This is a genomic window from Variovorax boronicumulans (genome assembly GCF_019352895.1).
GTDB classification, from domain to species: Bacteria; Pseudomonadota; Gammaproteobacteria; order Burkholderiales; family Burkholderiaceae_C; genus Variovorax; species Variovorax boronicumulans_A.
In genome coordinates, this window is record NZ_JAAAFX010000014.1 from 14,022 (window position 1) to 40,446 (window position 26,425).

The 26,425-nt window shown below is 69.2% G+C and carries 25 protein-coding genes and 1 riboswitch; of the genes, 8 read left to right on the forward strand and 17 right to left on the reverse strand.

Annotation, left to right across the window (positions count from 1 at the left end; all coding sequences use genetic code 11):
- Window positions 1–61 precede the first annotated feature (61 nt).
- The 3 genes from clpB to K0H49_RS26415 all read left to right on the forward strand — a co-directional run bounded on the left by clpB (window position 62) and on the right by K0H49_RS26415 (window position 3,696).
- On the forward strand, window positions 62–2,683 hold the full coding sequence (gene clpB, locus K0H49_RS26405; RefSeq protein WP_219219261.1) for an ATP-dependent chaperone ClpB: 2,622 nt from the start codon (window positions 62–64) through the stop codon (window positions 2,681–2,683).
- 8 nt (window positions 2,684–2,691) lie between these two features.
- Window positions 2,692–3,021: a hypothetical protein gene (locus K0H49_RS26410; protein WP_257625229.1), complete on the forward strand. Its 330-nt coding sequence runs from the start codon at window positions 2,692–2,694 to the stop codon at window positions 3,019–3,021.
- 69 nt (window positions 3,022–3,090) lie between these two features.
- Window positions 3,091–3,696 (forward strand): methyltransferase, encoded by a 606-nt coding sequence (locus K0H49_RS26415; protein WP_219219264.1) that lies wholly within the window; start codon window positions 3,091–3,093, stop codon window positions 3,694–3,696.
- A 43-nt stretch (window positions 3,697–3,739) separates the two neighbouring features.
- Here K0H49_RS26415 and K0H49_RS26420 read toward each other — a convergent pair whose 3' ends face one another.
- From K0H49_RS26420 to K0H49_RS26445, 6 genes are all read right to left on the reverse strand, one after another.
- The gene (locus K0H49_RS26420; RefSeq protein ID WP_219220347.1) at window positions 3,740–5,524 is read right to left on the reverse strand and encodes an AMP-dependent synthetase/ligase; all 1,785 of its coding nucleotides are present in this window, start codon (window positions 5,522–5,524) and stop codon (window positions 3,740–3,742) included.
- 32 nt (window positions 5,525–5,556) lie between these two features.
- The gene (locus K0H49_RS26425) at window positions 5,557–6,384 is read right to left on the reverse strand and encodes an ABC transporter ATP-binding protein (protein WP_257625230.1); all 828 of its coding nucleotides are present in this window, start codon (window positions 6,382–6,384) and stop codon (window positions 5,557–5,559) included.
- A 7-nt stretch (window positions 6,385–6,391) separates the two neighbouring features.
- The gene (locus tag K0H49_RS26430) at window positions 6,392–7,579 is read right to left on the reverse strand and encodes an ABC transporter substrate-binding protein (RefSeq protein ID WP_219219266.1); all 1,188 of its coding nucleotides are present in this window, start codon (window positions 7,577–7,579) and stop codon (window positions 6,392–6,394) included.
- Window positions 7,580–7,602: 23 nt separating this feature from the next.
- Window positions 7,603–8,640, reverse strand: a complete 1,038-nt coding sequence (locus K0H49_RS26435; RefSeq protein ID WP_183027144.1) for a branched-chain amino acid ABC transporter permease — start codon at window positions 8,638–8,640, stop codon at window positions 7,603–7,605.
- A 330-nt stretch (window positions 8,641–8,970) separates the two neighbouring features.
- On the reverse strand, window positions 8,971–9,849 hold the full coding sequence (locus tag K0H49_RS26440) for a branched-chain amino acid ABC transporter permease (RefSeq protein ID WP_183027145.1): 879 nt from the start codon (window positions 9,847–9,849) through the stop codon (window positions 8,971–8,973).
- Window positions 9,849–10,700, reverse strand: coding sequence for an ABC transporter ATP-binding protein (locus tag K0H49_RS26445; RefSeq protein WP_219219268.1), 852 nt, complete (start codon window positions 10,698–10,700; stop codon window positions 9,849–9,851). Before K0H49_RS26445 ends, K0H49_RS26440 begins: the two co-directional genes overlap by 1 nt.
- 143 nt (window positions 10,701–10,843) lie before the next feature.
- Here K0H49_RS26445 and K0H49_RS26450 point away from each other — a divergent pair, with 143 nt between their 5' ends.
- Genes K0H49_RS26450 through arfB form a run of 4 tightly spaced genes read left to right on the forward strand, consistent with a single transcriptional unit; the run spans window position 10,844 to window position 13,994 of the window.
- Window positions 10,844–11,557, forward strand: a complete 714-nt coding sequence (locus K0H49_RS26450; protein ID WP_219219270.1) for a TetR/AcrR family transcriptional regulator — start codon at window positions 10,844–10,846, stop codon at window positions 11,555–11,557.
- Window positions 11,554–12,336 carry an enoyl-CoA hydratase/isomerase family protein gene (locus K0H49_RS26455; RefSeq protein ID WP_219219272.1) on the forward strand — a complete coding sequence of 261 codons (783 nt, stop codon included), beginning with the start codon at window positions 11,554–11,556 and terminating at the stop codon, window positions 12,334–12,336. The genes K0H49_RS26450 and K0H49_RS26455 overlap by 4 nt, the downstream gene beginning before the upstream one ends.
- A gap of 31 nt (window positions 12,337–12,367) precedes the next feature.
- The gene (locus tag K0H49_RS26460) at window positions 12,368–13,552 is read left to right on the forward strand and encodes an acetyl-CoA C-acyltransferase family protein (RefSeq protein ID WP_219219274.1); all 1,185 of its coding nucleotides are present in this window, start codon (window positions 12,368–12,370) and stop codon (window positions 13,550–13,552) included.
- A 28-nt stretch (window positions 13,553–13,580) separates the two neighbouring features.
- Window positions 13,581–13,994, forward strand: a complete 414-nt coding sequence (gene arfB / locus K0H49_RS26465) for an alternative ribosome rescue aminoacyl-tRNA hydrolase ArfB (protein WP_219219276.1) — start codon at window positions 13,581–13,583, stop codon at window positions 13,992–13,994.
- Window positions 13,995–14,010: 16 nt separating this feature from the next.
- Here arfB and K0H49_RS26470 read toward each other — a convergent pair whose 3' ends face one another.
- Window positions 14,011–15,684, reverse strand: coding sequence for a SulP family inorganic anion transporter (locus K0H49_RS26470; protein WP_219219278.1), 1,674 nt, complete (start codon window positions 15,682–15,684; stop codon window positions 14,011–14,013).
- An 86-nt stretch (window positions 15,685–15,770) separates the two neighbouring features.
- Window positions 15,771–16,598 carry an AraC family transcriptional regulator gene (locus K0H49_RS26475; protein ID WP_219219281.1) on the reverse strand — a complete coding sequence of 276 codons (828 nt, stop codon included), beginning with the start codon at window positions 16,596–16,598 and terminating at the stop codon, window positions 15,771–15,773.
- A gap of 84 nt (window positions 16,599–16,682) precedes the next feature.
- Between K0H49_RS26475 and K0H49_RS26480 the strand changes: the two genes are divergently transcribed.
- On the forward strand, window positions 16,683–17,930 hold the full coding sequence (locus K0H49_RS26480) for an MFS transporter (protein WP_219219282.1): 1,248 nt from the start codon (window positions 16,683–16,685) through the stop codon (window positions 17,928–17,930).
- A 37-nt stretch (window positions 17,931–17,967) separates the two neighbouring features.
- Here the strand turns inward: K0H49_RS26480 and K0H49_RS26485 are convergent, their stop codons facing one another.
- The 9 genes from K0H49_RS26485 to K0H49_RS26525 all read right to left on the reverse strand — a co-directional run bounded on the left by K0H49_RS26485 (window position 17,968) and on the right by K0H49_RS26525 (window position 26,404).
- Window positions 17,968–18,981, reverse strand: a complete 1,014-nt coding sequence (locus tag K0H49_RS26485) for a metal-dependent hydrolase (protein WP_219219284.1) — start codon at window positions 18,979–18,981, stop codon at window positions 17,968–17,970.
- Between the two features lie 88 nt (window positions 18,982–19,069).
- Window positions 19,070–19,582, reverse strand: coding sequence for a 6,7-dimethyl-8-ribityllumazine synthase (locus K0H49_RS26490; protein WP_219219286.1), 513 nt, complete (start codon window positions 19,580–19,582; stop codon window positions 19,070–19,072).
- A gap of 91 nt (window positions 19,583–19,673) precedes the next feature.
- A riboswitch (FMN riboswitch) is annotated at window positions 19,674–19,832 on the reverse strand.
- Between the two features lie 106 nt (window positions 19,833–19,938).
- Window positions 19,939–21,033, reverse strand: coding sequence for a DNA glycosylase AlkZ-like family protein (locus tag K0H49_RS26495; RefSeq protein ID WP_219219288.1), 1,095 nt, complete (start codon window positions 21,031–21,033; stop codon window positions 19,939–19,941).
- Between the two features lie 61 nt (window positions 21,034–21,094).
- Window positions 21,095–21,814, reverse strand: coding sequence for an aspartate/glutamate racemase family protein (locus tag K0H49_RS26500; RefSeq protein WP_219219290.1), 720 nt, complete (start codon window positions 21,812–21,814; stop codon window positions 21,095–21,097).
- On the reverse strand, window positions 21,811–22,500 hold the full coding sequence (locus K0H49_RS26505) for an aspartate/glutamate racemase family protein (protein WP_219219292.1): 690 nt from the start codon (window positions 22,498–22,500) through the stop codon (window positions 21,811–21,813). Before K0H49_RS26505 ends, K0H49_RS26500 begins: the two co-directional genes overlap by 4 nt.
- Window positions 22,497–24,008 (reverse strand): dihydropyrimidinase, encoded by a 1,512-nt coding sequence (gene hydA / locus K0H49_RS26510; RefSeq protein WP_219219295.1) that lies wholly within the window; start codon window positions 24,006–24,008, stop codon window positions 22,497–22,499. Before hydA ends, K0H49_RS26505 begins: the two co-directional genes overlap by 4 nt.
- Before the next feature lie 20 nt (window positions 24,009–24,028).
- Window positions 24,029–24,964: an N-carbamoyl-D-amino-acid hydrolase gene (locus K0H49_RS26515; protein WP_219219297.1), complete on the reverse strand. Its 936-nt coding sequence runs from the start codon at window positions 24,962–24,964 to the stop codon at window positions 24,029–24,031.
- A 51-nt stretch (window positions 24,965–25,015) separates the two neighbouring features.
- The gene (locus K0H49_RS26520) at window positions 25,016–25,702 is read right to left on the reverse strand and encodes an amino acid ABC transporter permease (RefSeq protein ID WP_219219299.1); all 687 of its coding nucleotides are present in this window, start codon (window positions 25,700–25,702) and stop codon (window positions 25,016–25,018) included.
- 21 nt (window positions 25,703–25,723) lie between these two features.
- Window positions 25,724–26,404 (reverse strand): amino acid ABC transporter permease, encoded by a 681-nt coding sequence (locus K0H49_RS26525; protein WP_219219300.1) that lies wholly within the window; start codon window positions 26,402–26,404, stop codon window positions 25,724–25,726.
- Between the last annotated feature and the right edge of the window lie 21 nt (window positions 26,405–26,425).

A 26,425-nucleotide genomic window follows, 5' to 3' on the forward strand; every position in this document is an offset into this window, starting at 1 on the left:
ATTCGCCCGCGCTCTTGAATGGCGCGCGAACAGCCCTATTTTGTATGCAGGAAACACCACCATGCGCCAAGACAAACTCACCACCAAATTTCAGGAAGCGCTCGGCGATGCACAGTCGCTGGCGCTGGGCAACGACAACGCCTACATCGAGCCGGTCCACCTGCTCGCGGCCATGCTGCGCCAGGACGACGGCCCGCGTGCACTGCTGGAGCGCGCCGGCGTCAATGTGAGCGCACTGGGGCAGGCCGCCGAGGCCGCGATCAAGAAGCTGCCGCAGGTGCAGGGCCACGATGCGGTGCAGGTCGGCCCCGAACTCAACAAGCTGCTGCAGGCCACCGAGAAGGAAGCCATCAAGCGCAACGACCAGTTCATCGCGGGCGAGCTCTTCCTGCTGGCGCTGACCGACAGCAAGGCCGACGTCGGCCAGCTCGCGCGCGGCAACGGCCTGACGCGCAAGAGCCTGGAGTCGGCCATCGATGCGGTGCGCGGCGGCCAGGGCGTGAACAGCGCCGATGCCGAAGGCCAGCGCGAGGCGCTCAAGAAATACTGCATGGACCTGACCGAGCGCGCACGCCTCGGCAAACTCGACCCGGTGATCGGCCGCGACGAGGAGATCCGCCGCGCCATCCAGGTGCTGCAACGCCGCACCAAGAACAACCCCGTGCTGATCGGCGAACCCGGCGTGGGCAAGACCGCCATCGTCGAAGGCCTGGCCCAGCGCATCGTCGCGGGCGAGGTGCCCGAGTCGCTCAAGGGCAAACGCGTGCTGTCGCTCGACATGGCCGCGCTGCTGGCCGGCGCCAAGTTCCGCGGCGAGTTCGAGGAGCGCCTGAAGACCGTGCTCAACGAGCTCGCGAAGGACGAGGGCCAGACCATCGTCTTCATCGACGAGCTGCACACCATGGTCGGTGCCGGCAAGGCCGAAGGCGCGATGGACGCGGGCAACATGCTCAAGCCCGCGCTGGCGCGCGGCGAGCTGCACTGCGTGGGCGCGACCACGCTCGACGAATACCGCAAGTACATCGAGAAGGACGCCGCGCTGGAGCGCCGCTTCCAGAAGATCATCGTGGGCGAGCCCTCGGTCGAGGCCACCATCGCGATCCTGCGCGGGCTGCAGGAGAAGTACGAAGTGCACCATGGCGTGCAGATCACCGACCCGGCCATCGTGGCCGCGGCCGAGCTGAGCGACCGCTACATCACCGACCGCTTCCTGCCCGACAAGGCCATCGACCTGATCGACGAGGCCGCGGCCAAGATCAAGATCGAGATGGACTCCAAGCCCGAGGTCATGGACCGGCTCGACCGCCGGCTGATCCAGCTGCAGATCGAGCGCGAAGCCGTGCGCCGCGAGAAGGACGAGTCTTCGCAGAAGCGCTTCGGCCTGATCGAGGACGAGATCGTCAAGCTGCAGAAGGAGATCGCCGACTACGACGAGATCTGGCAGGCCGAGAAGGCGCAGGCCCAGGGCTCGAAGGAGGTGATGGAAGAGATCGACAGGATGCGCTTCCAGATCGCCGAGTTCACGCAGAAGGGCGACTTCAACAAGGTTGCCGAGCTTCAGTACGGCCAGCTGCCGGCGCTCGAGAAACGCCTGAAGGAAACGCAGGAGAGCGAGACCACCAAGGGCAAGTCCAGCGCGCCCACGCTGCTGCGCACCCAGGTCGGCGCCGAGGAGATCGCCGAGGTCGTGGCGCGTGCCACCGGCATCCCGGTGGCCAAGCTGATGCAGGGCGAGCGCGACAAGCTGCTCGTGATGGAAGACAAGCTGCACGAGCGCGTGGTCGGCCAGGACGAAGCCATCGGTGCGGTCGCCAACGCGATCCGCCGCTCGCGCTCGGGCCTGTCCGATCCGGGTCGGCCCACGGGTTCCTTCCTGTTCCTCGGCCCCACGGGCGTGGGGAAGACCGAACTCTGCAAGGCGCTCGCGGGCTTCCTGTTCGACAGCGAGGACCACCTGATCCGGATCGACATGAGCGAGTTCATGGAGAAGCACTCGGTCGCCCGCCTGATCGGCGCGCCGCCGGGCTACGTGGGCTACGAGGAGGGCGGCTACCTGACCGAAGCCGTGCGCCGCAAGCCCTACAGCGTGGTGCTGCTCGACGAGGTCGAGAAGGCGCACCCCGACGTGTTCAACGTGCTGCTGCAGGTGCTCGACGACGGTCGCCTCACGGATGGCCAGGGCCGCACCGTGGACTTCAAGAACACCGTGATCGTGATGACCAGCAACATCGGCTCGCCGATCATCCAGGCGATGGTGGGCCGGCCCGGCGAGGAGATCAAGGACGCGGTCTGGGACGAGCTGAAGAACTACTTCCGCCCCGAGTTCCTCAACCGGATCGACGAGACGGTGGTGTTCCATGCGCTCGACGCGAAGAACATCGAATCGATCGCGGCCATCCAGCTCAAGGTGCTGCAGGCGCGGCTCGCGAAGATGGACCTGTTCCTCGACGTGTCGGCGGCGGCCTTGGCCGAGATCGCCAAGGTCGGCTTCGACCCGGTGTTCGGTGCGCGGCCGCTCAAGCGGGCGATCCAGCAGCGCATCGAGAACCCGCTCTCGAAGCTGCTGCTCGACGGCAGCTTCGGGCCCAAGGACACGATCCGGGTCGAAACCGACCCGATCCAGTCGCCCGGGCAGTTCTCGTTCAGCCACGGTGGGGAACCATCGGCCGAGGCTCTGGCCTAATGACGATGATGAATTTCGTTCTTCGCTTCATCCTCTTCTGCCTGGGCCTGATCTTCGCGGTCAGTCTGGCGGTGGCCGTGCTGCTGCTGGCCGCGGTCTGGGGCCTGCGCTACGGCTGGGCCAAGCTCACCGGCAAGCCCGTGACGCCCTGGGTCATGCGCTTCAACCCGCGCAGCGGCTTCGACCGCTTCCGCGCCGCGCAGGCACCGGCCGAGCCCACCGCGGCCGACGTGGTCGGCGCACGGGCCCGCGGCGAATCGACGCGCAGCCCGATCGCGCTGGGCGATGCGGGCGAGGTGACCGACGTGTCGGCCCGGCCCGCGACGCGCGGAAATTAGGGGCTGTGAACAGGCCCTCGCCCTTCGGCATCACGAAGGGCGCGTGGCGCGTACGGGTACGATCCGCCCATGGAATCCGCTGATGCCGCCCTCTTCGATGCGTCGTACTACGCGCGCTACTACTTCGACAAGAAGACCAAGGTGGCGGACCGGCTGCATGTCGAGCGGCTGGGTGCCTTCGTCAGTTCCTACCTGAAGTACCTGCGCGTGCCTGTGCGGCGCGTCCTGGATGTCGGTTGCGGCATCGGGATCTGGCGCGACATCGTGGCGCAGCACTTTCCGCAGGCGACCTACCAGGGCGTCGAGATCAGCGAATACCTGTGTGGTCGCTACGGATGGGAGCGCGGCTCGGTGGTGGACTACCAGGCCCGGGAGCCCTTCGACCTGGTCATCTGCCAGGGGGTCCTGGCCTACCTGACCCCGGCCGACCTCAAGCGTGCCCTGCGCAACCTCGGGGTGCTGAGCCAGGGCGCGCTCTACGTCGAGGCCGTGACGCTCGAGGACTACGAAAACGACGTCGTCGATGAAGACCTCACCGATCCGCTGCTCTTCCGGCACCGCGCCGAGCTGTACCGACGCGGGCTGACGCGGAAGTTCAAGGAGCTGGGCGGCGGCGTCTGGCTCAACCGAAGCGCCGAGGTGCCGCTCTTCTCGCTGGAAAGCGCCGCGGAGTGAGCCCGCGTCGGGCCGCGCTTGCCCGTCGCGAAAGAGCCGGATCTCATCGGCTGTAGAGCCGCTCGATCTCGCCCGCGTAGTTCTTGTAGATGCTCGAGCGCCGCACCTTCATGGTCGCGGTGACATCCCCGTCGTCGTGGTCCAGCTCCTTGGCCAGCAGGTGGAACTGCCGGATCTGCGAGACCTGCGCCAGCTTGCCGTTGCCGCGCGCCACTTCGTCGCCGATCAGCCGCAGTACGTCGACGTGCTCGGTGAGCGAGCGGAAGTTGGTGAAGGGGATGCGTTGTGCCTCGGCCCATTTGCCGACCGTCTCGTAGTCGATCTGGATCAGCGCACCGACGAACTTGCGGCCCTCGGCCACGATCACGCATTCCTTGATGTACGGGCTGCCCTTCATCGTGTTCTCGATCTCCGAGGGCGTGAGGTTCTTGCCGCCCGCGGTGATCATGATGTCCTTGAGCCGATCGACGATGCGCAGCTGGCCGCCGGCCTCTTCGCGCACCACGTCGCCGGTGTGCAGCCAGCCGTCGCGGATCGATTGCGCCGTGGCTTCGGCGTTCTTGTAGTAGCCCGCGAACACCATCTCGCCCTTGAGCAGCAGCTCGCCGTTCTCGCCGATGCGGTGCGCCGTGCCCAGCGTGGGCGGGCCGACCGTGCCCACGGTCACGGCATCGCGCCGGTGGCCCGTGACCATGCCGCTCGATTCGGTCAGGCCGTAGACCTCGACCAGCGGCACGCCCAGCGTGCGGAAGAAGCGCACCACGTCGGGCGCGATCGGCGCGGCGCCGGTGAGTGCCACCCGCACGCGGCGCAGGCCGATGAAGTTCTGCAGCGCGCGCAGCACCAGCCAGTAGCTCGCGGCGTGGGCCAGGCGATCGGCCACCGACCACTGCGCGCGTGGCTTGGCCGTCAACGCCTCGCAGTGCGCCCAGGCGCGCTGGAAGATCGCGCGCTGCAGGCGGCCGGTCTCCTGCAGCTTGATGCTGATCGACGCGTGCAGCTTCTCCCAGATGCGCGGCACGCCCAGGAAGATGCTGGGCGCCACCTCGCGCAGGTCTTCCTGCACGGTGCGTATCGATTCGCCGAAGTGCACCTGCGAGCCCAGGTAGGGCGGCGCGAAGGCCGTGAGCATCTGCTCGGCCACGTGGCACAAGGGCAGGTACGAGAGGTGCGTGGTGTCGCCGTCGAGGCCCAACCGGTCGACGATGCCCGGCACCACGCCGCGGATGTTGCGGTACGACAGCATCGCGCCCTTGGGCTTGCCGGTGGAGCCCGAGGTGTAGATCATCAGGCCGATGTCGTCGAGCGTCTGCGCGGCCAGGGCGGTGTCGATGATCGCGCCGCCGCCCTGCGCGGCCGAGGCCGCGCCCAGGCGCTCGAGTTCGGCAAAGGTCGTGACCTTGTCGCGGTGCGCGGCGTCGAGGTTGCGCAGGCCCTTGGTCTCGATCACCACGATCCGGCGCAGCCGCGGCAGCAGGGCCAGCGATTCGATCACCTTGTCGGTCTGTTCCTGGTCCTCGCAGACGATCAGCTCGATGTCCGCGTGGCCGACCACGTAGGCCACTTCGCTGGCCGGGCTGGTCGGGTAGACGCCGACCGCAATGCCGCCGACCATGCCCGCGCCCATCTGCGCCAGCACCCACTCGGTGCGGTTCTCCGACAGCACGCCCACGTGGCCGCCCGGCGTGAGGCCCAGCGCGCGCAGGCCCAAGCCCACGTGCTCGGCGCGTTGCGCATAGGCCTGCCAGGTCAGCGGCTTCCAGATGCCGAAGTCCTTCTGCCGGAGCGCGACCTTGGCAGGCTGCAGGCGGGCCTGTTCGCGCAGCATCTGCGGCAGGGTGAGGTTGGGCAGCGAGGCGCTCACGACAACCACCTTTTCCTGCGCTTGTAGTGCTTGATGTCGCGGAAGCTGCGCGCTTCGCCGCTGCCGCCCACGCCGAGGTAGAACTCGCGCACGTCGGGGTCCGAAGCCAGGCGCTCGGCGCTGCCGTCGATGACGATCTTGCCGTTCTCCATGATGTAGCCGCGGTGGGCCACGGCGAGTGCCACCGTGGCGTTCTGTTCGACCAGCAGCATCGACACGCCGCGCTCGGCGTTGATGCGCGCGATGATGGTGAAGATGTCCTCGACCAGCTTGGGCGACAGGCCCAGCGAGGGCTCGTCGAGCAGGATCAATTGGGGCTGCGCGACCAGCGCGCGGCCGATGGCCAGCATCTGCTGCTCGCCGCCCGAGAGGTAGCCGGCCAGGCCCTTGCGGCGCTCGTGCAGCCGCGGGAAGTAGCTGTAGACCGCATCGAAGTCGGGCCTGGCATCGGGGCGGCCGGTGAGGGCGTAGGTGGCGGCGACCAGGTTCTCCTCGATCGTCAGGTCCTCGAACACGCGCCGGCCCTCCATCACATGGCACAGGCCGTCGCGCACCAGTTGCTGCGGCGCACGCTCGGCCGTGCCCTGGCCGTTGAACTCGATGCGGCCGGCCTCGACCTCGCCGTCTTCCAGCGCGAGCAGGCCCGAGATGGCCTTGAGCGTGGTCGACTTGCCCGCGCCATTGCTGCCCAGCAGCGCGACGATCTCGCCGCGCGGCACGGCCAGCGACAGGCCGCGCAGCACCTGCACCACCTTGTTGTAGACGACCTCGATGTTGTTGACACTCAGGACCGTCTCGCCCGCCATGACCGCGCCCGCTTGCATCGTCGGCTTACTTGCTCAAGGAGATCCAGTCGGACGCGGGCACCATCTTCTGCGCCTTCATGTCCGCCTTGTAGACGCGCCCGACCGGGATCGAGTTGCCGCTGATGGTGATGGGCGTGCCGATCAGGCCGCCGGTGTCGAAGTCCTTGATCGTGTTGAGCGCGGCCTTGAGGTTCTTGCCGTCGAGCGGCTTGCCCGCGTCGAGCGTGCGCTTGGCCGCTTCGGTGAAGAGCATCGCCGTGAGGAAGCCCTGGGTGTAGGCCGTGCTCTGGTACTCGGGGCGCAGCGCGCGGATCTTGTCGAGCATCGGCGCCTTGGCCGAGGTGTCGTAGTAGTAGCGGTAGGGCATCACGCCCATGAAGCCGTCGGCGCCTTCGCCCATCTTCATCACGGTGGAGCTGTCCATGGTCCAGAAGGTGCCCATCCACTTGCTGGTCATGCCCATCTGCTTGCCCTGCTGCACGAACTCGGGAATGGGCGCGAGGATGTAGCCGTGGAAGATGGTGTAGTCGGGCGCGGCACGGCGCAGCTTGATGACCTCGGTCGAAACGTCGACGCTGCCCGCCGGCGTCATGAGCTTGACCGGCACCGAGAGGCCCAGCTTCTTGGCGGCGGCTTCGCTGGCCTCGATCGGGTCGCGGCCGAACTCGGAGTCGGAGTACACGAAGGCGACCTTGGCGCCTGGCTTCTCCTTGGCGATGTGCTTGAGCAGGATGCCGATCTGTTCGGTGTAGTCGGGCCCGACCAGGAACTGGTTGGGGAACTTGACCGGGTCGTTGAGTTCGGTCGCGAACGAGGCGCCCGCCATCAGGATCTGGCCGCTGCGGTCGAGCTCGGGGTTGATGGTCTTGGCGAAGCCGGTCGAGTCGCCGTAGTAGAGGTTGACCTTGTTCTGGCTGGTGATCTTCTTGTAGGCCGCGACCGAGACGTCGACCTTGTAGCCCGTGTCTTCGGGCACGTAGCGCAGCTTGCGGCCCTTGATGCCGCCCGCGTCGTTGACCATCTTCACGTAGTCGGCCATGCCGGCGTTGATGCCCACGCCCGCGAAGGCGAACACGCCGGTCATGGGGATCGAGCCACCGATGACGATGTCCTCGTTGGATTGGGCATTTGCCGCGAAGGGTGCGGCGAGCGCGGCCGAAGCGGCGAGCACGAGCGCACGGCGGCGCAGAGAGGGCTGAAGTGTCTTGTGCATGCTTGTCTCCTGTGAGGGGTGGCTCAATTCCTGAAAGGCCACAGATGGAAAAAGCGGCGCGTGCGCCGCCACACTTCTGCGAGCCCGTGCGGCTCGAACACCAGAAATCCGACGATCAACAGACCGAACACCACGGTGCGCACCGGCGAGAGGAACACCGTCATCTCGGTGCCGCCCGGCAGCAGGTCGACGATGAGCTTGAGCAGCTCGGGCACCATGGTCATGAAGATCGCACCCAGGATGCCGCCGAGGATCGAGCCCATGCCGCCGACGATGATCGCGGCCAGGAAGAAGATCGACATCAGCAGCGGGAAGCTCTCGGGCGTGACCACGCGGAAGAAGTAGGCCCAGAGCCCGCCCGCCACGCCCGCATAGAAGGACGAGAGCCCGAAGGACAGCAGCTTGTAGCGCAGCAGCGGGATGCCCAGCACCTCGGCCGAGATGTCGCGGTCGCGGATCGCGATGAAGGCCCGGCCCACGCGGGTGCGGAACAGGTTGGCCGCGCCCAGCACCATCAGCAGCATCACCGGCACGATCACCCAGTAGAGCCGGAAGGAGGTGTCGAGCGGAAGGCCGAAGAACTGCGCCGGCGGCACCGACAGGCCGGTGGTGCCGCCCGTGAGCTTGAGGTTGGCGAACAGGAAATGCGTGATGAAGGAGGCCGCGATGGTCGCGATCGCCAGGTACAGGCCCTTCACGCGCAGCGACGGAATGCCGACGATCAAGCCGCCCAGCATCGCCACCGTGCCGCCCGCCAGCAGGTTCAGCAGGAAATGCGTGCCCAGCCGCGTCTCGAGGATCGCGACCGTGTACGCCCCCAGCCCCATGAACGCGGCCTGGCCCAGGCTCACCAGCCCGGTGTAGCCGGTGAGGATGTTGAGCCCGCTCGCGCTCGCCACGTTGATCGCCACCAGGCAGGCGAGGTAGAGCCAGTAGTCGCTGGCGATGAAGGGAAAGAGCAGCAGCAGCGCCGCGCCGATCGCGAGCCAGGTCTTCTGCGTGCGTGAGTCGAACAGCGCCGCATCGGCGATGTAGCTTTCCTTGAGGGTGCCTATGCGCATGTTCTTACCCGCCGTTCAAGCTTCTGTTCGGGGTGCGTCTGTTCGGGGCGCGTGCACAGGCCACCGGGTACTCCCCTCCGCGAATGTCCCCCGGGGGCTTCGCCCCCTCCTCCTTTATTTCGCTGCGGGGAGCACCCGGTACCCTGCGCACGTGGATGCGCTGGGGTCGTGCGGCCGTCGATCCACCTGAAGGCCCCTCGATCGTGTCGATGGCGTGCTCTGCGCAGCGAAATAAAGGAGGAGGCCGCAGGCCGGGGGACATTCGCGGAGCAGAGTACGCCGTCGGCGCGATCGCGTCCCTGACATTGAATTGCGTTGCGAAAGGTCATCTCAAAGCCTCTCGATCTCATGCGTGCCGAACAAACCGTAGGGCCGCACCATCAACACCAACACGAGCACGATGAAGGTCGCGAGCAACTTGTACTCGCCCCCGAGAAAGGTCCCCGCGAGTGCTTCCACCAGCCCGATGAACACCCCGCCGATCAACGCCCCCAGCACGCTGTCGAGCCCGCCGACGATCACCACCACCAGCACCGACAGGCCGAACACGCCCATGGTCGACGAGATGCCGCCGATGGCGCCGACCATGATGCCGGCCACCGCGGCGATCATGGCCGAGGCGACCCAGGCCAGCGAGAACACGCGCGGCACGTTGATGCCCATCGAATACGCGGCGGCCTGGTCCGAGGCCGTGGCGCGCAGGGCCACGCCGCCGCGCCAGAAGCGGAACACCAGCAGCACCGCGCCGATGAGGCCGGCCGCGATCAGCGCGCCGTAGGCCACCTTGGGCGCGAGGAAGGCCTCGCCGACCATGATCGGCGTGTTGGGCAGGAACTCGGGCAGCCGGCGCTGGTCCGCGGTCCAGATGATCTCGACCAGGCCCACCAGCACCGAGGCCAGGCCCACGGTCACCATGAAGACCGAGATCGGCGGCTCGCCCAGCAGCGGCCGGATCATGGTGCGCTCGACGATCGCGCCCAGCAGGCCGGTGCCGATCACCGCGCCGATCACCGCGGCCCAGATCGGCAGCGAGAAGGTCGCGGAGAAGGTGAAGAACAGGTAGGCGCCGATCATCAGCATCTCGCCGATCGCGATGTTGACCACCCGCGTGGCCTTGTAGACCAGAACGAAGGCCAGCGCGGCCAGCGCATAGAGCCCGCCGCTGGCCACGCCCGTGAGGCTGATCTCGAACAGGTAGGCCCAATCCATCACGCGACTCCCGCGACCGTCTGTTCGCCGCGCAGCTTGCGCCGCAGGTCGCCCACGTCGCCCGCGCCCAGGTAGGCGCGGATCACCTCGGGGTCGGCCTGCACCTGGGCCGGCGCGCCCTGCGCGATGACCTGCCCGAAGTTGAGCACCACCACATGGTCCGACAGGTCCATCACCATGCCCATGTCGTGCTCGACCATCAGCACCGTCACGCCCCATTCGTCGCGCACGTCGAGGATGAAGCGCGCCATGTCCTCGGTCTCTTCGCGGTTCATGCCCGCGACGGGTTCGTCGAGCATCAGCACCCTGGGCTGCATGGCCAGCGCGCGGGCCATCTCCACGCGCTTCTGCAGGCCGTAGGGCAGGGCGGACACCGGTGCGTGGCGGATGTGGTCGATCTCGAGGAAATCGATGATGCGTTCCTCCACGTCGCGCCGCAGTTCGGCCTCTTCGCGCCGCGCGCGGCCCACGTAGAACAGCGCCTCCAGCACATTGGTCTTGAGATGCGCGTGGCGGCCCAGCTTGATGTTGTCGAGCACCGTCATGCCGCGGAACAGCGCGATGTTCTGGAAGCTGCGCGCCAGGCCCAGCTTGGCGCGTTGCGGTGCCGGCGTGCGCGTGATGTCGGCGCCTTCGAACAGCACCCGGCCCGCCGACGGCCGGTAGAAGCCCGAGATGGTGTTGAACAGCGAGGTCTTGCCCGCGCCGTTGGGCCCGATCACCGCGGTGATGGAACCCGGCTGCACGCTGAAGCCCACGCCCGTGAGCGCCTTCACGCCACCGAAGGCCAGCGTCAACGCCTCGACCTGCAGCACGGGTGCATCGGCGGAAGCGGAAAGGGCCTGTTGCATGGATGAAAGAAGGTGTGAAAAGCGGCGAGGGTTTGCGTGCAAAGCGCGAAAATCTACTTGTCCGTAGAATTTCTACTCGTCGGTAATGTCGCCGCTGCCCGCGTCTTGCGGCATCCGGACTTTCCCGCGCTGACCTTTGCAACATGGCCTCTTCCGTCCTTCGCTCCAAAGCTGCCACCTCTCCGTGGGAACCCGCGAGCGCGCGCGCGCTGCAACGCGAGGTCAAGCGCAACGCGGTGCTGCAGACGGCCGCGCAGCTCTTCAACGAACGCGGCTTCCACGCCACCTCGCTCGACGACATCGCCGAGCGCCTGAACGTGAGCAAGCCCACGCTGTACTACTACGTCGAGAGCAAGGACCAGATCCTGCTGGAGTGCGTGCGCACCGCGCTCGACCTGATGCACGAGGGCATCGAAGCGGTGCGCCATGCGGGTGGCAGTGCCATCGACCAGCTCCAGGCCTGCATGCGCATCTACACCGGCGTGGTCACGCAGGACTTCGGCATGTGCGTGATCCGCATCGGCGAAGACCCGCTGCCCGAGCCGCTCAAGACCGAGCTGCGCCGGCTCAAGGCCGGCATCGACCACCAGTTCCGCCGGCTCATCGCCGACGGCGTGGCCGAGGGCTCGCTCGCGCCCTGCGACCCGAAGATGGCCGCCTTCATGCTGGCCGGCGCGCTGAGCTGGGTCGGCCGCTGGTACCGTGACGACGGCGCACTCACGCCCGAACAGATCGCCGACCAGGGCATCGCGCTGCTGCTCAATGGCGTGCTGCAGCGCCCCGCGCCCGCGGCGCGCAAGACCGCCTCCCCACCCGCCGCCCCGCGGGTCCGCAAGAAGAAAGAAGGACAAGCATGAACAACGATTCCCCCCTCCAGGTGGGCCGCGACGGCGACATCGCCACGCTGCGCTTCAACCGGCCCTCGGCCCTGAACGCCATCGACGTGCCGATGGCCATCGCCTTCCTGGCCGCGGCGCGCGAGCTCGCCGCCGACAAGAGCGTGCGCGCGGTGCTCATGAGCGGCGTGGGCAAGGGCTTCATGGCCGGCGGCGACCTGGCCGTGCTGCAGGCCGACCCGGTGCAGGGCGCGGCCGACCTGATCGGCCCGCTGCACGAGGCCCTGACCGTGCTGGCAGGCATGGACGCGCCGCTGATCGCGCAGGTGCACGGCGTGGCCGCGGGTGCGGGCCTGAGCCTGATGCTGCAGGCCGACTTCGTGCTGGCTGCCGAGGGCACGCGCTTCAACCTGGCCTACGTCAACATCGGCGCGAGCTGCGACGTCGGCGCCTCGTGGGCGCTGCCGCGGCTGGTGGGCCTGCGCCGCGCGCTCGAGATCGCGATGCTGGGCGACATGTTCGACGCGGCCGCGGCCGAGCGCATGGGCCTGATCAACCGCGTGGTGCCGGCCGCCGAACTCGAAGCCGAGGCGCTGGCCTTCGCACGCCGCCTGGCCCAGGGCCCGACCGTGGCGCTGGGGCGCCTGCGCCGGCTGATGCGCACCTCCTTCGAACGCGACCTCGCAGGCCAGCTCGACGCCGAATCGGCCGCGTTCCGCGAATGCGCGAGCAGCGATGATTTCAAGATCGGCATTGACGCCTTCTTCGCGAAGACCAAGCCGGCCTTCACCGGCCACTGAACCCTTTCAACTTGCAGCAGGAGCAAACCTCATGACTTTCCCCGACATCTTCGTCGTCGGCACCGCCCGCACCGCCATCGGCACTTTCGGTGGCGCACTCAAGGACGTGCCCAACACCCAGCTCGCCACCACCGCGGTCAAGGCCGCGATCGAGCGCAGCGGCGTCGCCGCCGATGCCATCGGCCACGTCGTGATGGGCAACGTGATCCCGACCGACGTCAAGGACGCCTACCTGAGCCGCGTGGCGGCCATCGACGCGGGCTGCCCGATCGAGACGCCGGCCTTCAACGTCAACCGCCTCTGCGGCTCGGGCCTGCAGGCCATCGTGTCGGCGGCACAGGCGATCGCGCTGGGCGACTGCGGCATCGCGATCGGCGGCGGCTCGGAATCGATGAGCCGCGGCCCCTACTTCGACACCGCCGCGCGCTTCGGCGCGCGCATGGGCGATGCGGTGCTGGTCGACTACATGCTGGGCATCCTGCACGACCCGTGGGAGAAGATGCACATGGGCATCACGGCCGAGAACGTGGCCGCGCGCTACAAGATCTCGCGCGAGATGCAGGACGCGCTGGCCGCGCAGAGCCAGCAGCGCGCCGCCGCCGCCATCGCGGCCGGCCGCTTCAAGGAGCAGATCGTCCCGGTCGAGGTCAAGACGCGCAAGGGCGTGGTGCTGTTCGACACCGACGAGCATGTGCGCGCCGACACCACGGTCGAGTCGCTGTCGAAGATGAAGCCGGCCTTCAAGAAGGACGGCCTGGTCACGGCCGGCAACGCCTCGGGCATCAACGACGGCGCGGCCGCGGTGGTGCTGGCCAACGGCGAGCGCGTGAAGGCGCTGGGCCTGAAGCCGCTGGCGCGCCTGGTGGGCTATGCGCACGCGGGCGTCGAGCCGGCCTACATGGGCATCGGCCCGGTGCCGGCCACGCGCAAGGTGCTGGAGCGCACCGGCCTCAAAGTGAGCGACCTCGACGTGATCGAATCCAACGAAGCTTTCGCGGCGCAGGCCTGCGCGGTGATCCAGGAGCTCGGCTTCGACCCGGCCAAGGTCAACCCCAACGGCTCGGGTATCTCGCTGGGCCACCCGGTAGGCGCGACCGGCGCGATCATCACGACCAAGGCGATCGCCGAACTGCACCGCACGGGCGGGCGCTATGCGCTGGTCACGATGTGCATCGGCGGCGGCCAGGGCATCGCCGCAATCTTCGAACGGGTCTGAACGCGTCCTGTTGCGGGACAATGCGCGGATGATTCCGCGCCCGCTTTCCTTTCCCATCGACCCCGACGAGGTCGAACTGAGCGCGATCCGCGCGCAGGGCGCGGGCGGGCAGAACGTGAACAAGGTGTCGAGCGCCGTGCACCTGCGCTACGACATCCTCGCGAGCTCGCTGCCGCCCGACGTGAAGGAGCGGCTGCTGGCGCTGCGCGACAGCCGCATCACGCAGGAAGGCGTGCTGGTGCTCAAGGCCCAGCAGCACCGCACGCAGGAGATGAACCGCAACGACGCGCTCGCGCGGCTGCAGGCGGTGGTCGACAGCGTGGCCGCGCCGCCGCGCGTGCGCCGCGCGACCAAGCCCACCTACGGCTCGAAGCAGCGACGCCTCGAAGGCAAGAGCCAGCGTTCGGAAATCAAGAGCTCACGCGGCCGCGTGCAGGACTGAGCACGCCGACCGCGGCTCAGGCCTCGGGCGGCGCGGCCAGTGCGGCCAGCGCTTCCGCATCCGTGCCGTAGACCCGCAGCATCGGTCCCGGCGCCAGCAGCCCGGCCTTCTCCAGCACCGTCTGCGCGGGCAGCTTGAGCCCGATCACCCACAGCGATAGACCGTGCGACTCCACCGTCTGGCGGATGCTGCCGAAGACTTCGGCGCCCGTGATGTCGATGCGGTTGATCGGCTGCGCGAACAGGCACAGCGTGCCGATGCCCGGATGGGCCGCAAGCTGTTCGGACACCGCGCGCTCGAGCGTGCTGGCCGAGGCGAAGTCGAGTTCGGCGTCCATGCGCAGCGCGCAGACGTCGGCGCGCAGCGGCGGCAGGTTCCACAGGTGGCGGTCGCGCAGCCGGCCGTCCGGGTGCAGGCCGACCTCGATGATGCGCGGGTGCAGGTGGCGGTACATGTAGTGGCTCAGGCTCATCGCCAGGCCCGCCAGCACGCCCCAGTAGATCGCCGGTGCGGTGGCGATGGTCAGCGCGAAGGTGGCCATCGCAGTGCCGGCTTCGATGCGCGAGACGCGCCACAGCGCCACGAACGCGGCCGGACGCACCAGGCCCAGGATGGCCGTCACCACCAGCCCGGCCAGCACGGCCTGGGGCACGTGGTAGAGCAGCGGCATGAGCCACAGCAGCGCCACGCCGATCAGCACCACGCAGACGATGGTGGCCCAGCCGGTCTTGGCGCCTGCATAGAGGTTGATGGCCGAGCGCGAGAAGGAGGAGCTGGTCGGGAAGGCGCCGCACAGGCCCGAGGCGATCTTGGCCAGGCCCTGGCCGATCAGGTCCTGGTTCTCGTTCCAGAGCTTGCCCGAGCGGCTGTTGTCGACCTTGGCGCTCGAGGCCGTCTCGAGAAAGCTGACCAGCGTGACCATCAGCGCCGGCAGCAGCAGCGCGCCGAAGGTCGTCAGCGAAATGGCGCCGGGCAGGTAGGGCGCCGGCAGGCCGGTGGGCAGCGCGCCGATCACCGCGCCGCCGCGCAGCGCATAGCCCAGCGCCGCGCTGACGACCGCGCCCAGGCCCACCACCAGCATCGCGGCCGGCATGCGCGGCCAGCGCTGCTTGGCGGTCCAGAGGATGGCCATGGTGCACAGGCCGAAGCCCATGGCGGTCCAGTCGGGCGGCGGGCCCGACAGCCACTGCGCCATCGGCCGGCCGGTGAAGCCCAGCAGCGCGGGCAGCTGCGACAGCGCGATCAGCACCGAAGCACCCTGCGTGAAGCCGATCAGCACCGGCGAGTTGACCAGCTTCAGCAGCCAGCCGAAACGCATCACGCCCATCAGCAACTGGAGCACGCCCGACATCAGCGCCAGCCACACGGCCAGCGAGATCCAGTCGGCGCCGCCCGGCACCGCGAGCGGCCCGAGCGAGGCCCCGACCAGCAGGCTGGTGAGCGCGGTGGGCCCGACCGACAGCCGCGCCGAGGCGCTGAACAGCACGCCGACCAGCGCCGGAATGAAGGAGGCGTAGATGCCCGTGACCAGCGGCATGCCGGCCAGCGCGGCGTAGGCGACGCCCTGCGGCAGCACCAGCATCGCGACCGTGAGGCCGGCCATGATCTCGCCGCGCAGCGTGGCACGGTCGGGGCGCGGCCAGCCGAGAAAGGGGAGCCAGATGGCGAGCCGCGCGCGGTTCAGTGCCATGGCATGTGGGGCCTGCGGGGGCCGTGACCGGATGAGAGGAAGTGCACCGGCCGATGATACGGAAGCGCGTGTCCTGCCCTGAAGGCTCAGGCGCGCTTGCGGTGCTGGAAGGCGGTGGGCGAGCGGCCGGTGGCGGCCTTGAACATGGCGCAGAAGGCGCTGTCGGTGGCGTAGCCGCTGGCGGTCGCGACCTGGCTCACCGCCATGCCGCGCGCCAGCAGCGGCAGCGCATGCGCCATCACGGCCTGCTGGCGCCACTGCTGCCAATTCATGCCCAGCTGGTCGCGGAACAGCCGCGCCACGGTGCGCTCGCTCGCGCCGATGGCCTGCGCGCGCTCGGCCAGCGTGGCGCGGTCGGCCGGGTTGCGCAGCAGCGCCTCGCAGAGCTGGCGCAGGCGCTTGTCGGCGGGCAGCGGCACGTCGATGCGGATCTGGGTGGCGCGCTCGATCTCGTCGATCAGCAGCGGCGCGATCATGCGTTCGCGCTGCGGCGCATGCGGGTCGGCGGGCGGCTGGCCATCGGGCGTGGTGTCGAGCGCGAGCATCAGCGCGCGCATCAAGGGGCTGATCTCCAGCACTTCGCATTTCTCCCAGCCCGGCGCCAGCCAGCGGTGGATGTAGACGGTGCGCAGTTCCGCATCCTCGATCAGCGTGATGCTGTGCGGCATGTCCGCCGGCACCCAGAGCGCGCGCGAGGGCGGCACGATGTAGCTGCCGTCCTCGGTGCTCAGCCGGACCACGCCGCGGGTCGAGAAGGTGAGCTGCGGCCAGGGGTGCACATGCAGCTCGACGAAGGTGTCGGCCTCGAGGAACTGCTCCTTGGCGCGCAGCGGCCGCACCGCGTCGGGCGCATAGAGGTGCGGCGTGAGCGGCCCCACCACGGTGGCGGGTGACGAGGGATTCGCAACTGTCATGATTTCGACAAATGTTGTCCTTATATCGCCATTCTGCCGTGCGTTGGCGACCTACGATAGGCGGACCTTTTTTCCGCTCCTGCCATGTCCACCTCCTCCCCTGCCGGCGCGCCGCCTGCGACCACCCTGCGCACCGATGCCCAGCTGATCGGCCTGGTCGGCCTGGCCCATGCGATCAGCCATTTCAGCCAGCTCATCCTGGCGCCGCTGTTCCCCTGGCTCAAGGACGCCTTCGACGTCAGCTACACCGAACTGGGCGCGGTGCTCACGGTGTTCTTCGTGGTCTCGTGCATCGTGCAGGCGGCCTCGGGCTTCATCGTCGACAAGCTCGGCCCACGGCCGGTGCTGTTCGTCGGGCTCGGGCTGCTGGGCCTGGCCGGTTTCGGCTACGCGATGGCGCAGAGCTACTGGATGCTGCTGGCCAGCGCGGTGGTGGCGGGCGTGGGCAACGGGGTGTTCCATCCGGTTGACTACACGCTGTTCAACCGCAAGGTCGCGCCCACGCGCCTGGGCCATGCCTACAGCGTGCACGGCATCACCGGCAGCCTGGGCTGGGCGCTGGCGCCGGCCTTCGTGGTGCCGCTGGCCATGGCGTACTCGTGGCGCGTCGCGCTGGCGGCAGCCGGTGCGCTGGCGCTGGCGGTGCTGCTGGTGCTGTGGCTCTACCGCGGCGTGTTCTCGCTCGACGTCAAGGCGGTGCAGAAGGCCACGGGGCAGGTGCCGGGTGCGGCGGGCCAGTTCGATTTCCTGCGCATCCCCGCGGTCTGGATGTGCTTCGGCTTCTTCTTCTTCTATGCCATGGTGATCAGCGTGGTGCAGACCTTCGCCCCCGTGGCGGCTGGCCATCTGCATGCGGTGCCGCTGACGCTGGTGGCGGTGTGCCTCACGGTCTACATGGTGGCCAGCGCGGCCGGCATGGTGGTCGGCGGTTTCCTGGCGTCCGACCCGTCGCGCTGCGAGCGCATCGTGGGCGTGGGCTTCGGCATCGCGGCCGCGCTGGCGCTGGTGCTGGCCTTCGCCGATTTCGCGCCGGTGCTGGTGCCGGTGCTGTTCGGTGCCATGGGCTTCGCTTCCGGCATCGCCGGCCCTTCGCGCGACCTGCTGGTCAAGCGCTCGACGCCGGCCAATGCCACCGGCCGTGTGTATGGCGTGGTCTATGCCGGGCTCGACATCGGCCAGGCCGTGGCGCCGCTGATCTTCGGCCGGCTGATGGACGGCGGCCGCTACACCGAAGTGATCGTCGGCCTGGCGATCGTGCAGGGCGTGCTGATCGCCAGCGCCTTCAACGTGCGCCGCGTGCGGCGCGAGGCGCTGGTGCCGGCTTCGGCCTGAGCGGGGCCTGGACGGGCCTGATCGCCGCGCCGCGGGCCTACGGGGACGGCTCGGTCCAGATGCGCTGCCACAGCGCGCCGAGGCCATCGGTCGGCGCCTTCCATGCGAACTGCTTCGGCGGCACCGCCTGCCAGCGGCCGTCGACGCGGCGCGCGACCTCGAACTGGAAGCTGTAGCTCGGCTCCTGCCCCATGCGCAGGTCGGACAGCACCAACGCGCCCCCGGCATCGACCTGCGCGCGCATGAAGCCACCGTTGAACCACTGCAAGCTCCGCACCGCGGGCACCTCGCGTGCGTCCGCGAGCGCCTTCACGTTCGAGGCATGGGGGTCGAACACCATCGGCCCGCGGTCGGCCACCAGCGAGCGTTCGCCGATCAGGTAGCCGGTGGGCGTCATCACGATCACGCGCCACAGCAGGATGTTGAAGGGTGTGGGCGTTGCGAGCCGCGGCGCATCGGCCAGGCCCATGGCGGCCAGCGTGCGCGCGGCGGCGCGCTCGACCTGCTGCTGGGCCAGCAGCGAGGCCCCGAGGTAGGCGCTGCTCAGCACCAGGCCGGCGACCAGGGCGCGCTGGGCCGAGGCCTTCTCGGCCAGGCACCAGGCGAAGATGCAGGCGAGCAGCAGCCACAGCGTGTAGCCGAGGTCGATGATGAAGATGCTCGACCACGACACCGGCGCCGACGGCAGCGGCCACCACAGTTGCGTGCCGTAGGCCGTGAAGGCATCGAGCAGCGGATGGGTGAGCAGTGCCGCCTGCATGGCCCAGAACCAGCGCGCGGGCTCGGCCCGTGTGCGGCCATGGCCGAAACGCCGGAACAGCCACCAGATCAGCGCCCCCACGAAGGGCAGCACCAGCAGCGAATGGCTGAAGCTGCGGTGCATGGTCATCAGCGCCACCGGGTCGTCGGTGAACGGCCGCAGCAGGAAGCTGTCGAGATCGGGCAGCGTGCCGAGCGCGGCGCCCGCGAGCAGCGCCGCGCGGCGATGGCGCGCGGGCGCAATGGCCGCAGCGGTCGCGCCGCCTAGAAGTATCTGGGTGAGGGAATCCATGGCGCGATCGTAGTGACCGCGCAGGCCCACCCCCGGCGCATCGGGCCGCGACCCCGTGTGGGATCGCGCCCCGGGATCGGTTCCAGGCTCAGGCCGCGATCAGCGCCTCGACCTGGCGCAGGCCTTCGAGGGTCTTGAGGCAGGCGTCGGCGGCCTCGGTGCCCTTGACCGCGAAGTGCGCATGGAAGTACTTGCGGTGCTCCACATGTTCGTGGAAGTGGTGTGGCGTGAGCACGGCCGACAGCATCGGCACATTGGTCTCGAGCTGCAGCGACATCAGCGTGCTGACCACGGTGTTGGCGACGAACTCATGGCGGTAGATGCCGCCGTCGACCACCAGCGCGCAGCCCACGATGGCGGCGTAACGGCCCGACAGCGCGAGCCGCTTGGCATGCAGCGGGATCTCGAAGGCGCCGGGCACGTCGAGCACGTCGATGCGCTCGCGCGGGAAACCCTGGCGCTGCATCTCGGCGAGGAAGGCGTCGCGCGCCTGGTGGACGATGTCCGAATGCCATTGCGCCTCGATGAAGGCGACGCGCTGCGCTTCGGCGTTGTCCGAAGCGGCGACGGCGGAGAGGGGAAGGTCGTTGATCTGACTCATGGTGTGCCTTTGAAGCAGTTTTCCTGAATCAGGGCGCACGAAGCCGCAGCCGCGGCGCGCGCCAGAAAGGACGCGCGGCCACGCCGACGGTTCGCGCTCTCTTTCATCCGGACTGTGACCGTCGGCCCCGGAATCACACCGGATCTGCTGACCCTGCCGCACACGTCGTGTGCCGCAGGCGCTCGCGGGCTTGTGCGAACGAGTCGCCATCACCGCCGGTGGGGAATTGCACCCCGCCCTGAGAACGCTTGTCGCCCGGCGAACCGGACCACGCGCCGATTCTAGGAGCCGGCTGAGGGCCATGTTGTCGCCGGCGCGCCAGACCTTCGGACGCAGGGGATTTTTCCGAGGGGTGCTCAGCGCGGCGCCAGGAACTGTGTCATGCGCTGCAGTTCGTCGTCGAGCGCCGCGCGAAAGGCCGCGCCGCGCGGTGGCGTGGCGGCATAGCCGAAGCTCGGCTGCAAGGACCCGCCGGGTGCGCTCACGTTGGCCCAGCCGATCACCTGTTCGTGCCACAGCATCGGCAATGCGTAGTAGCCGAAGCGGCGCTGCGGCGCGGGCGTGTAGGCCTCGAACTTGTAGGTCCAGCCCCAGAGCAGTTCGAAGCGCCGGCGGTCCCAGACCACCGGATCGAAGGGCGCGAGCAGGCGCAGCGCATCGTCGGGCGCGTGGCGCTTCGAGGCCGGCGTCTCGTCGGCGGGCCAGTACCAGGTCGTGCCGTCGATGCGGCAGCTCGCGAGTTCTTCGTCGCGCGCGATGCGCAGCGCGGCCTGGGTCTGCGCCGCGAGGTGGGGTGCGCCATAGCCCAGCAGACGCACCAGGTAGGTCAGGCTGGCGGCCGGCAGCGGCGCGTACTTGCGCACGACCAGCGCGATCAGCGCCGCGGCGCGTTGTGCGCGGCCCGCGGGGCTGTCGTCGGCCGGCGCATGCGCCACGGCCGCGTAGACGCGGGTGCCGCTGTCGCGCCGCACCACGCGCAGCAGGCCGCGGTAGTGCAGGCCGTCGAGCAGGTGCGTGGTGGCGTTGCTCGAGCCGCCCCAGTAGTTGGTCACGCGGCCATGCGCGAAGTGCAGCTCGACCTGGCGCGGATGCACCGGGCCGTGGGCCTGCACGTAGGCCAGCACCTCGGCGGCCTTGCGCTGGGTGTCGGCATCCCAGGCCCGTGTCGATTCGCGCGGGTGCATCAGCGCCAGATGCTCGCGCGGCAAAAAACCGTAGTTGACCAGGCAGTCCTCCTCGATGGCGAGCCGGCTGTAGCGGCTTTCGAGGTCGCCCGCGCGGTAGTCCTTCACGCGGTGGCGCAAGGTCAGGTCCTGGGCACGCGCGGGTGCACGGATCGGATCGGCCTGCACGAAGCCGAGCTTGCGGATCGCGGCGGGCAGCGTGGTCGGGGAGAAGAGGGTGCGCGCCACCGCGTAGCGGCGCAGGTCGTCGAGGGTGGGCTCAGCCATGCGGTGCATTGCAGCACAGGCGGCACGCGCCCGTCGTTCCCGCGCCGGATGTCCCGGGTTTCTAGGCCGTGCCGGGCCGCATCAGCGCGATGGCCTCGCGCGCCAGCGCATCGATCGAATCGGTGAGCACGATGCCGAGCTCGGCGCGCCGCCCCGGCGGTACCGCCAGCGGCAGTTCGGTGCAACCGAGCACCACGGCCTTCGCACCGCGTTGTGCGAGCAGGCGGACACCCTCGGCGGCGGGTGCGAAAGCCGCGTCGATGCGGTTGGCCTTCACTGCCGCGATGGCGGGCACGCACAGGCGCTGCACCTCTTCGGGCGAAGGTTCGATGGGCTCGTAGCCGGCGGCGCGCAGGTAGCGCTGGTAGAGCCCCATGGCGATGGTGGCCGGCGTGCCCAGGATGCCGACCCTGCCCTCGGTCACGCCCTGGCGGCGCAGGTCGGCCACCACCGAGTCGACGATGTGCAGCAGCCGTGTCGGACTGGCGGCCTGCAGTTCGTCGAACCACAGGTGGGCGGTGTTGCAGGGGATCGCGATGCAGTCGGCACCGCCCGCCACCAGGGTTTCGATGCCGCGCAGCATGGCCGGCAGGGGGCTCGGGCCGGTGCCCATGCAGGCCGAGGAGCGGTCGGGGATCGCGGGGTCGTTGCACAGCAGCACCGGGATGTGCTGCTGGTCGCTGTCGGCGGGTGTCAGCTGCACCATGCGCAGCGCGAAGGCGGCGCCGGCCAGCGGCCCCATGCCGCCGAGCACGCCCAGGCGCTGCGGCACCGCGTTCATGCCGCGGCACCGCCGCGTTGCCGGCGCGCGAGACCCGCCGCGAGTTCGGCCGCGGCCTCGCAGGGGTCGATGACCGGCACGCCCAGCGCGGCTTCGAGCGGTGCGCGCAGGTCGGCCATGCCGGCGCAGCCGAGCAGCACGACGTCGGCGCCGTCCGCGTCGACCAGCAGCCGGGCCGCCGCGATCATGGGTTCGAGTGCATGGGCGGCGTCGCCCGACAGGTGCACCGGCAGGTCGAGCGGACGCTCGGCCACCACGCGCTCGCGCACGCCCAGGATGTCCCAGTAGCGCAGGTGGCGCGGGATCGCGGCGCTGGCGATGGCGATCACGCCCACGCGCGCACCGCGGGCCATGGCGGCGCGCATGCCCGCCTCACCCAGGCCGATCACCGGCTTGTCGCAGCGCGCGCGCGCCGCGGCGATGCCGGGATCGCTGAAGCAGGCCAGCACGAAGGCGTCGGCCTCGCTCGCATGCGCGGCCACGTCGTCGGCCGCGATGCGCGCGCCCCGCTCGAAGTCGGCCTGCGTCACGATGCCCGGCGGGCCGTCGTGCGCGGTGACGCAGTCGAAGTCGCACCGCGCGGGCGGCACGGTCGCGCGAAAGGCGCGCGCCACGGCCTCGGTCACGCTGGCGCTGCTGTTGGGGTTCAGCACCCGAACACGCGGAACGGTGGAAGGCGCACTCATGCCTGGTTCTCCCCGAGTCCGATCAGCGCCTTGAGCACGCGGCCGTGCGGGCGTTCCGCACCGGCGGCCGGCGTGCGGCGCGGCAGGTCGGGGGCGCCGCGGCGCAGGTAGGCGCCGCTGCCGCGCTCGGCATGCAGCGCGTTGTCCTCGATCACCACGCGGCCGCGGCTCACCACCACCTCGGGCCAGCCCTGGATGGTGCGACCTTCGTAGGGCGTGTAGCCCGCGTTGTCGTGCAGCATCGCCGCCGTGATGGTGGTCTCGCGTTCGGCGTTCCAGACCGCGATGTCGGCATCGGCACCCAGCGCGATCGCGCCCTTGCGCGGCGCCAGGCCGTAGAGCTTCGCGTGGTTGGTGGCGGTGAGCGCGACGAACTGGTGGATGTCGATGCGGCCCTTGAGGAAGCCTTCGCTGAACAGCAGCGGCATGCGCAGTTCGATGCCCGGCACGCCGTTGGCCATTTCCTTGAAGGTGGTGGCGTCGCCCTTGGGCAGCTTGCCGGTCTCGTCGAAGCGGTAGGGTGCGTGGTCCGACGAATAGGTGGCCAGCGTGCCGTCGATCAGGCCGCGCCAGATCGCCTCCTGCGCGTCGGCGTCGCGCGCGGGCGGCGAGCAGCAGAACATCGCGCCTTCCAGGCCCGGGCGGTCCATGTCGTCCGCGGTCAGGAACAGGTACTGCGGGCAGCTCTCGGCCAGCACGTTGGCGCCCAGCAGCTGGGCCTGGCGGATCACCTCGACGGTCTCGCCGCCGGCCACGTGCACCAGCAGCAGCGGCACGTCGACCAGGCGCGCCAGCGCGATCGCGCGGTAGGCGGCCTCGGTCTCGGCCAGCGGGTCGTGTGCCACGCCGTGGAACTTGGGCGCGGTGTGGCCGCGGTCGATCAGGCGCTGCGCGATCCAGCGGATCATGTCGTTGTTCTCGGCATGCACCATCACCAGCGCGCCCTCGGCGCGGGCCAGCGCCAGCACGTCGAGCAGCTCGATGTCCTCGAGCTTCATGCGGTCGTAGGTCATGTAGACCTTGAGCGAGGTGATGCCGTCGCGGATGGCCGCGGGCAGGTCCGTGGAGAGCGTGGCGGCGTCGGGGTTCGCCAGGATCAGGTGGAACCCGTAGTCGATCACCGCCTTCTCGGCCGCGCGTCGGCTGTAGTCGGCCAGCACCTCGGGCACCGACATTTCGCGATGCTGGGCCGCGAAGGGCAGGATGGTGGTGGTGCCGCCGAAGGCGGCCGACACCGTGGCCGAGTAGAAGTCGTCGGCGCACATCATGCCCATGCCCGAGCGCTGCTCGACGTGGCAGTGGCTGTCGATGCCGCCCGGCAGCACCCAGCGGCCGGTGGCGTCGACGTCGCGCAGGCCCGGCGGCAGCGAGCCGCCGATGGCCGCGATGCGCCCGTCGCGCACGCCGAGGTCGCCCTCGATCACGCGGCCGTCGGTGACGATGCGGCCGCCGCGAATCGTCAGGTCGAAGCGTTCTTCGCCGATCAGCGAAGCGATGGTGGTGTCCATGCGCAGTTCCGTGTGTGCGTTCAGACCAGCGGCTCGCCGGCGCCGGTGCGCTCGACGATCAGGCCGTAGTGCTCGGGGCGGCGATGCTTGGCGAAGTTGAAGACGTGCTGGCGGAAGTACTCGCCCAGCGACATGTCGGCCTTCACGCTGATCACTTCGTCTTCTTCGGTGAGCGAGCGCGCGACGATCTCGCCCGTGGGCGCCACGATGGCCGAGCTGCCGATCATGTGGTGGCCGTCTTCCGAGCCGCACTTGGCGGCGGCCGCCACCCAGATGCCGTTCTGGTAGGCATTGGCCTGCAGCGACACCAGGTGCGTGGTGGTGCGCAGGTGCACCGGCTCGTTCCAGTGGATGTTGAGCGAGGGCGTGTTGTAGCCCAGCACCACCACCTCGGCGCTCTGCAGCGCCATCACGCGGTAGGTCTCGGGCCAGCGGCGGTCGTTGCACAGGCACATGCCGAAGCGCGTGCCCATGGTGTCGAACACGCGGAAGCCCAGGTCGCCCACTTCGAAGAACTTCTTCTCCAGATGCTGGAAGGGCGCGTCGGGCTTGTGGTCGGAATGGCCCGGCAGGTGGATCTTGCGGTACTTGCCGACGATGGCGCCGGTGCGGTCCACGATGATCGAGGTGTTGTAGCGCTTGCCTTCGGGCGTGCGTTCGGCATAGCCGAGGTAGAAGCCCAGCGCCAGCTTCTTGGCCTCGTCGAACAGCGGCTGCACCTGGGCGTTGGGCATGGTCGCCTCGAAGAAGCGCGCCTCGGCCTCGGCCTCCTCCATCCAGTAGCGCGGGAAGAAGGTGGTGAGCGCGAGCTCGGGGAACACGACCATCTCGGCGCCGCGGCTCTTGGCATCGCGCATCATCTCGACCAGGCGGCGGACGACCGCCTCGCGGGTGTCCGACAGGTGCACCGGGCCCATCTGGGCGACGGCCAGACCCAATGTGCGTTTCGTTGTCATCATTGCTTCCTCAGTTAGCGTGGGTGGTTGTTCGGGGGAGGGCGGGCCGCGTCATGCGGCCCGGGGCTGGGCGCGGCGCTGGCGTTTTTCCAGGCGGCCCAGCAGCACGACCAGCGGCCACAGCAGCGCCAGGTAGATCAGCGCGGCCAGCACGATGGGCGTGGGGTTGTAGAGCATCGATTGCGCGGAGCGCGCGGCATAGAGCATCTCGGGCACCGACACCACGCTGGCGATGGTGGTGAGCTTCACCACTTCGATCATGTTGCTCACCAGGTCGGGGAACACGTTGCGCACCGCCTGCGGAATCTCGACGTACACCAGGCTGCCGACCCGGCCCATGCCGGTCGACAGCGCCGCCTCGCGCTGGCCGCGCGGCACCGACTCGAGGCCGGCGCGCAGGATCTCGCCGAAGTAGCTCGAGTTGTTCAGCATGAAGCCCAGCGCCACGCAGGCCATGGGCGAGAGCTCCAGGCCGAGGTAGGGCAGGCCGGTGTACAGGAAAATCAGCAGCACCAGCGGCGGAAACGCGCGGAAGAAATCGATGTAGATCACCAGCAGCGCGCGCACCAGCCGGTTGCGGACCACGAAGCCGGTCACCGCCAGCACCATGCCGGCGCCCATCCCGAGCGGGATCACCCACACCGACAGCAGCAGCGTGTTGAGCAGGCCCTGCAGCACGTAGGGCGTGACTTCGCGCACCACGTCGAGGTTGAAGAAGTATTGGAGGATGAGTTCCATGAGAGGCTCCGTTCGGCGGCTTCAGTGACGACCCGCGCCGTAGCGTCGTTCGATGTAGCGCCCGGCGATCACCACGGGCAGGAAGATCACGAGGTAGCCCAGCGCGCCCAGCATCAGCGGCGTGGGGTTGCCCGCGAAGCTGGTGGCCGAGGTGGCCTGGTTCAGGATCTCGTTGAGCCCGGCCACCGAGCCGTAGGCCGTGCCCTTGGTGATGGCGATCACGCGGTTGGTCAGCGGCGCCACCATCAGGCGGCAGGACTGCGGCAGCAGCACGTGCACCATGGCCTGCGTGTGGGTCAGGCCGGTGGAGCGCGCGGCCTCCATCACGCCGCGCGGCTGCGCCTCGATGCCGGCCCAGAACACCTCTTCGGAGAAGGCCGCGAGCACCAGCGTCAGCGCCAGCCAGGTCGACGCGAAGGCCCCCAGCGACAGCCCCAGGAAGGGCAGCGCGAAGTACAGCAGGATGATGAGCACCAGCGGTGGCAGCGCGCGGAAGATGTCGACCAGCGTCGACACCAGCAGCGGCAGCCCGCGCACCGGCAGGCTGCGCAGGTAGGCCAGCAGCATGCCCAGCGCCAGGCCGGCGGCGATCACCGCCAGGCCCAGCTCGATGGTCACGCGTGCGCCGTCGAGGATCTGGGGCAGGTAGCGTGCGGCGATGTCGCCGTTGAAGAAGGTGAAGGCGAGCTTGTCGAACTGCATGCGGCGTTCCCGTTGGGGCGC

Coding starts and splice junctions, on each gene's coding strand:
- clpB (WP_219219261.1), top strand. CDS start 62: ATGCGCCAAGACAAACTCACCACCAAATTTCAGGAAGCGCTCGGCGAT.
- K0H49_RS26480 (WP_219219282.1), top strand. CDS start 16,683: ATGTCCACCTCCTCCCCTGCCGGCGCGCCGCCTGCGACCACCCTGCGC.
- hydA (WP_219219295.1), bottom strand. CDS start 24,008: ATGGACACCACCATCGCTTCGCTGATCGGCGAAGAACGCTTCGACCTG.
- K0H49_RS26410 (WP_257625229.1), top strand. CDS start 2,692: ATGAATTTCGTTCTTCGCTTCATCCTCTTCTGCCTGGGCCTGATCTTC.
- K0H49_RS26455 (WP_219219272.1), top strand. CDS start 11,554: ATGAACAACGATTCCCCCCTCCAGGTGGGCCGCGACGGCGACATCGCC.
- K0H49_RS26475 (WP_219219281.1), bottom strand. CDS start 16,598: ATGACAGTTGCGAATCCCTCGTCACCCGCCACCGTGGTGGGGCCGCTC.
- K0H49_RS26515 (WP_219219297.1), bottom strand. CDS start 24,964: ATGACAACGAAACGCACATTGGGTCTGGCCGTCGCCCAGATGGGCCCG.
- K0H49_RS26435 (WP_183027144.1), bottom strand. CDS start 8,640: ATGCGCATAGGCACCCTCAAGGAAAGCTACATCGCCGATGCGGCGCTG.
- K0H49_RS26470 (WP_219219278.1), bottom strand. CDS start 15,684: ATGGCACTGAACCGCGCGCGGCTCGCCATCTGGCTCCCCTTTCTCGGC.
- K0H49_RS26520 (WP_219219299.1), bottom strand. CDS start 25,702: ATGGAACTCATCCTCCAATACTTCTTCAACCTCGACGTGGTGCGCGAA.
- K0H49_RS26505 (WP_219219292.1), bottom strand. CDS start 22,500: ATGAGTGCGCCTTCCACCGTTCCGCGTGTTCGGGTGCTGAACCCCAAC.
- K0H49_RS26460 (WP_219219274.1), top strand. CDS start 12,368: ATGACTTTCCCCGACATCTTCGTCGTCGGCACCGCCCGCACCGCCATC.
- K0H49_RS26440 (WP_183027145.1), bottom strand. CDS start 9,849: ATGGATTGGGCCTACCTGTTCGAGATCAGCCTCACGGGCGTGGCCAGC.
- K0H49_RS26425 (WP_257625230.1), bottom strand. CDS start 6,384: ATGCAAGCGGGCGCGGTCATGGCGGGCGAGACGGTCCTGAGTGTCAAC.
- K0H49_RS26495 (WP_219219288.1), bottom strand. CDS start 21,033: ATGGCTGAGCCCACCCTCGACGACCTGCGCCGCTACGCGGTGGCGCGC.
- K0H49_RS26445 (WP_219219268.1), bottom strand. CDS start 10,700: ATGCAACAGGCCCTTTCCGCTTCCGCCGATGCACCCGTGCTGCAGGTC.
- arfB (WP_219219276.1), top strand. CDS start 13,581: ATGATTCCGCGCCCGCTTTCCTTTCCCATCGACCCCGACGAGGTCGAA.
- K0H49_RS26420 (WP_219220347.1), bottom strand. CDS start 5,524: ATGCTGCGCGAACAGGCCCGCCTGCAGCCTGCCAAGGTCGCGCTCCGG.
- K0H49_RS26485 (WP_219219284.1), bottom strand. CDS start 18,981: ATGGATTCCCTCACCCAGATACTTCTAGGCGGCGCGACCGCTGCGGCC.
- K0H49_RS26415 (WP_219219264.1), top strand. CDS start 3,091: ATGGAATCCGCTGATGCCGCCCTCTTCGATGCGTCGTACTACGCGCGC.
- K0H49_RS26500 (WP_219219290.1), bottom strand. CDS start 21,814: ATGAACGCGGTGCCGCAGCGCCTGGGCGTGCTCGGCGGCATGGGGCCG.
- K0H49_RS26490 (WP_219219286.1), bottom strand. CDS start 19,582: ATGAGTCAGATCAACGACCTTCCCCTCTCCGCCGTCGCCGCTTCGGAC.
- K0H49_RS26525 (WP_219219300.1), bottom strand. CDS start 26,404: ATGCAGTTCGACAAGCTCGCCTTCACCTTCTTCAACGGCGACATCGCC.
- K0H49_RS26430 (WP_219219266.1), bottom strand. CDS start 7,579: ATGCACAAGACACTTCAGCCCTCTCTGCGCCGCCGTGCGCTCGTGCTC.
- K0H49_RS26450 (WP_219219270.1), top strand. CDS start 10,844: ATGGCCTCTTCCGTCCTTCGCTCCAAAGCTGCCACCTCTCCGTGGGAA.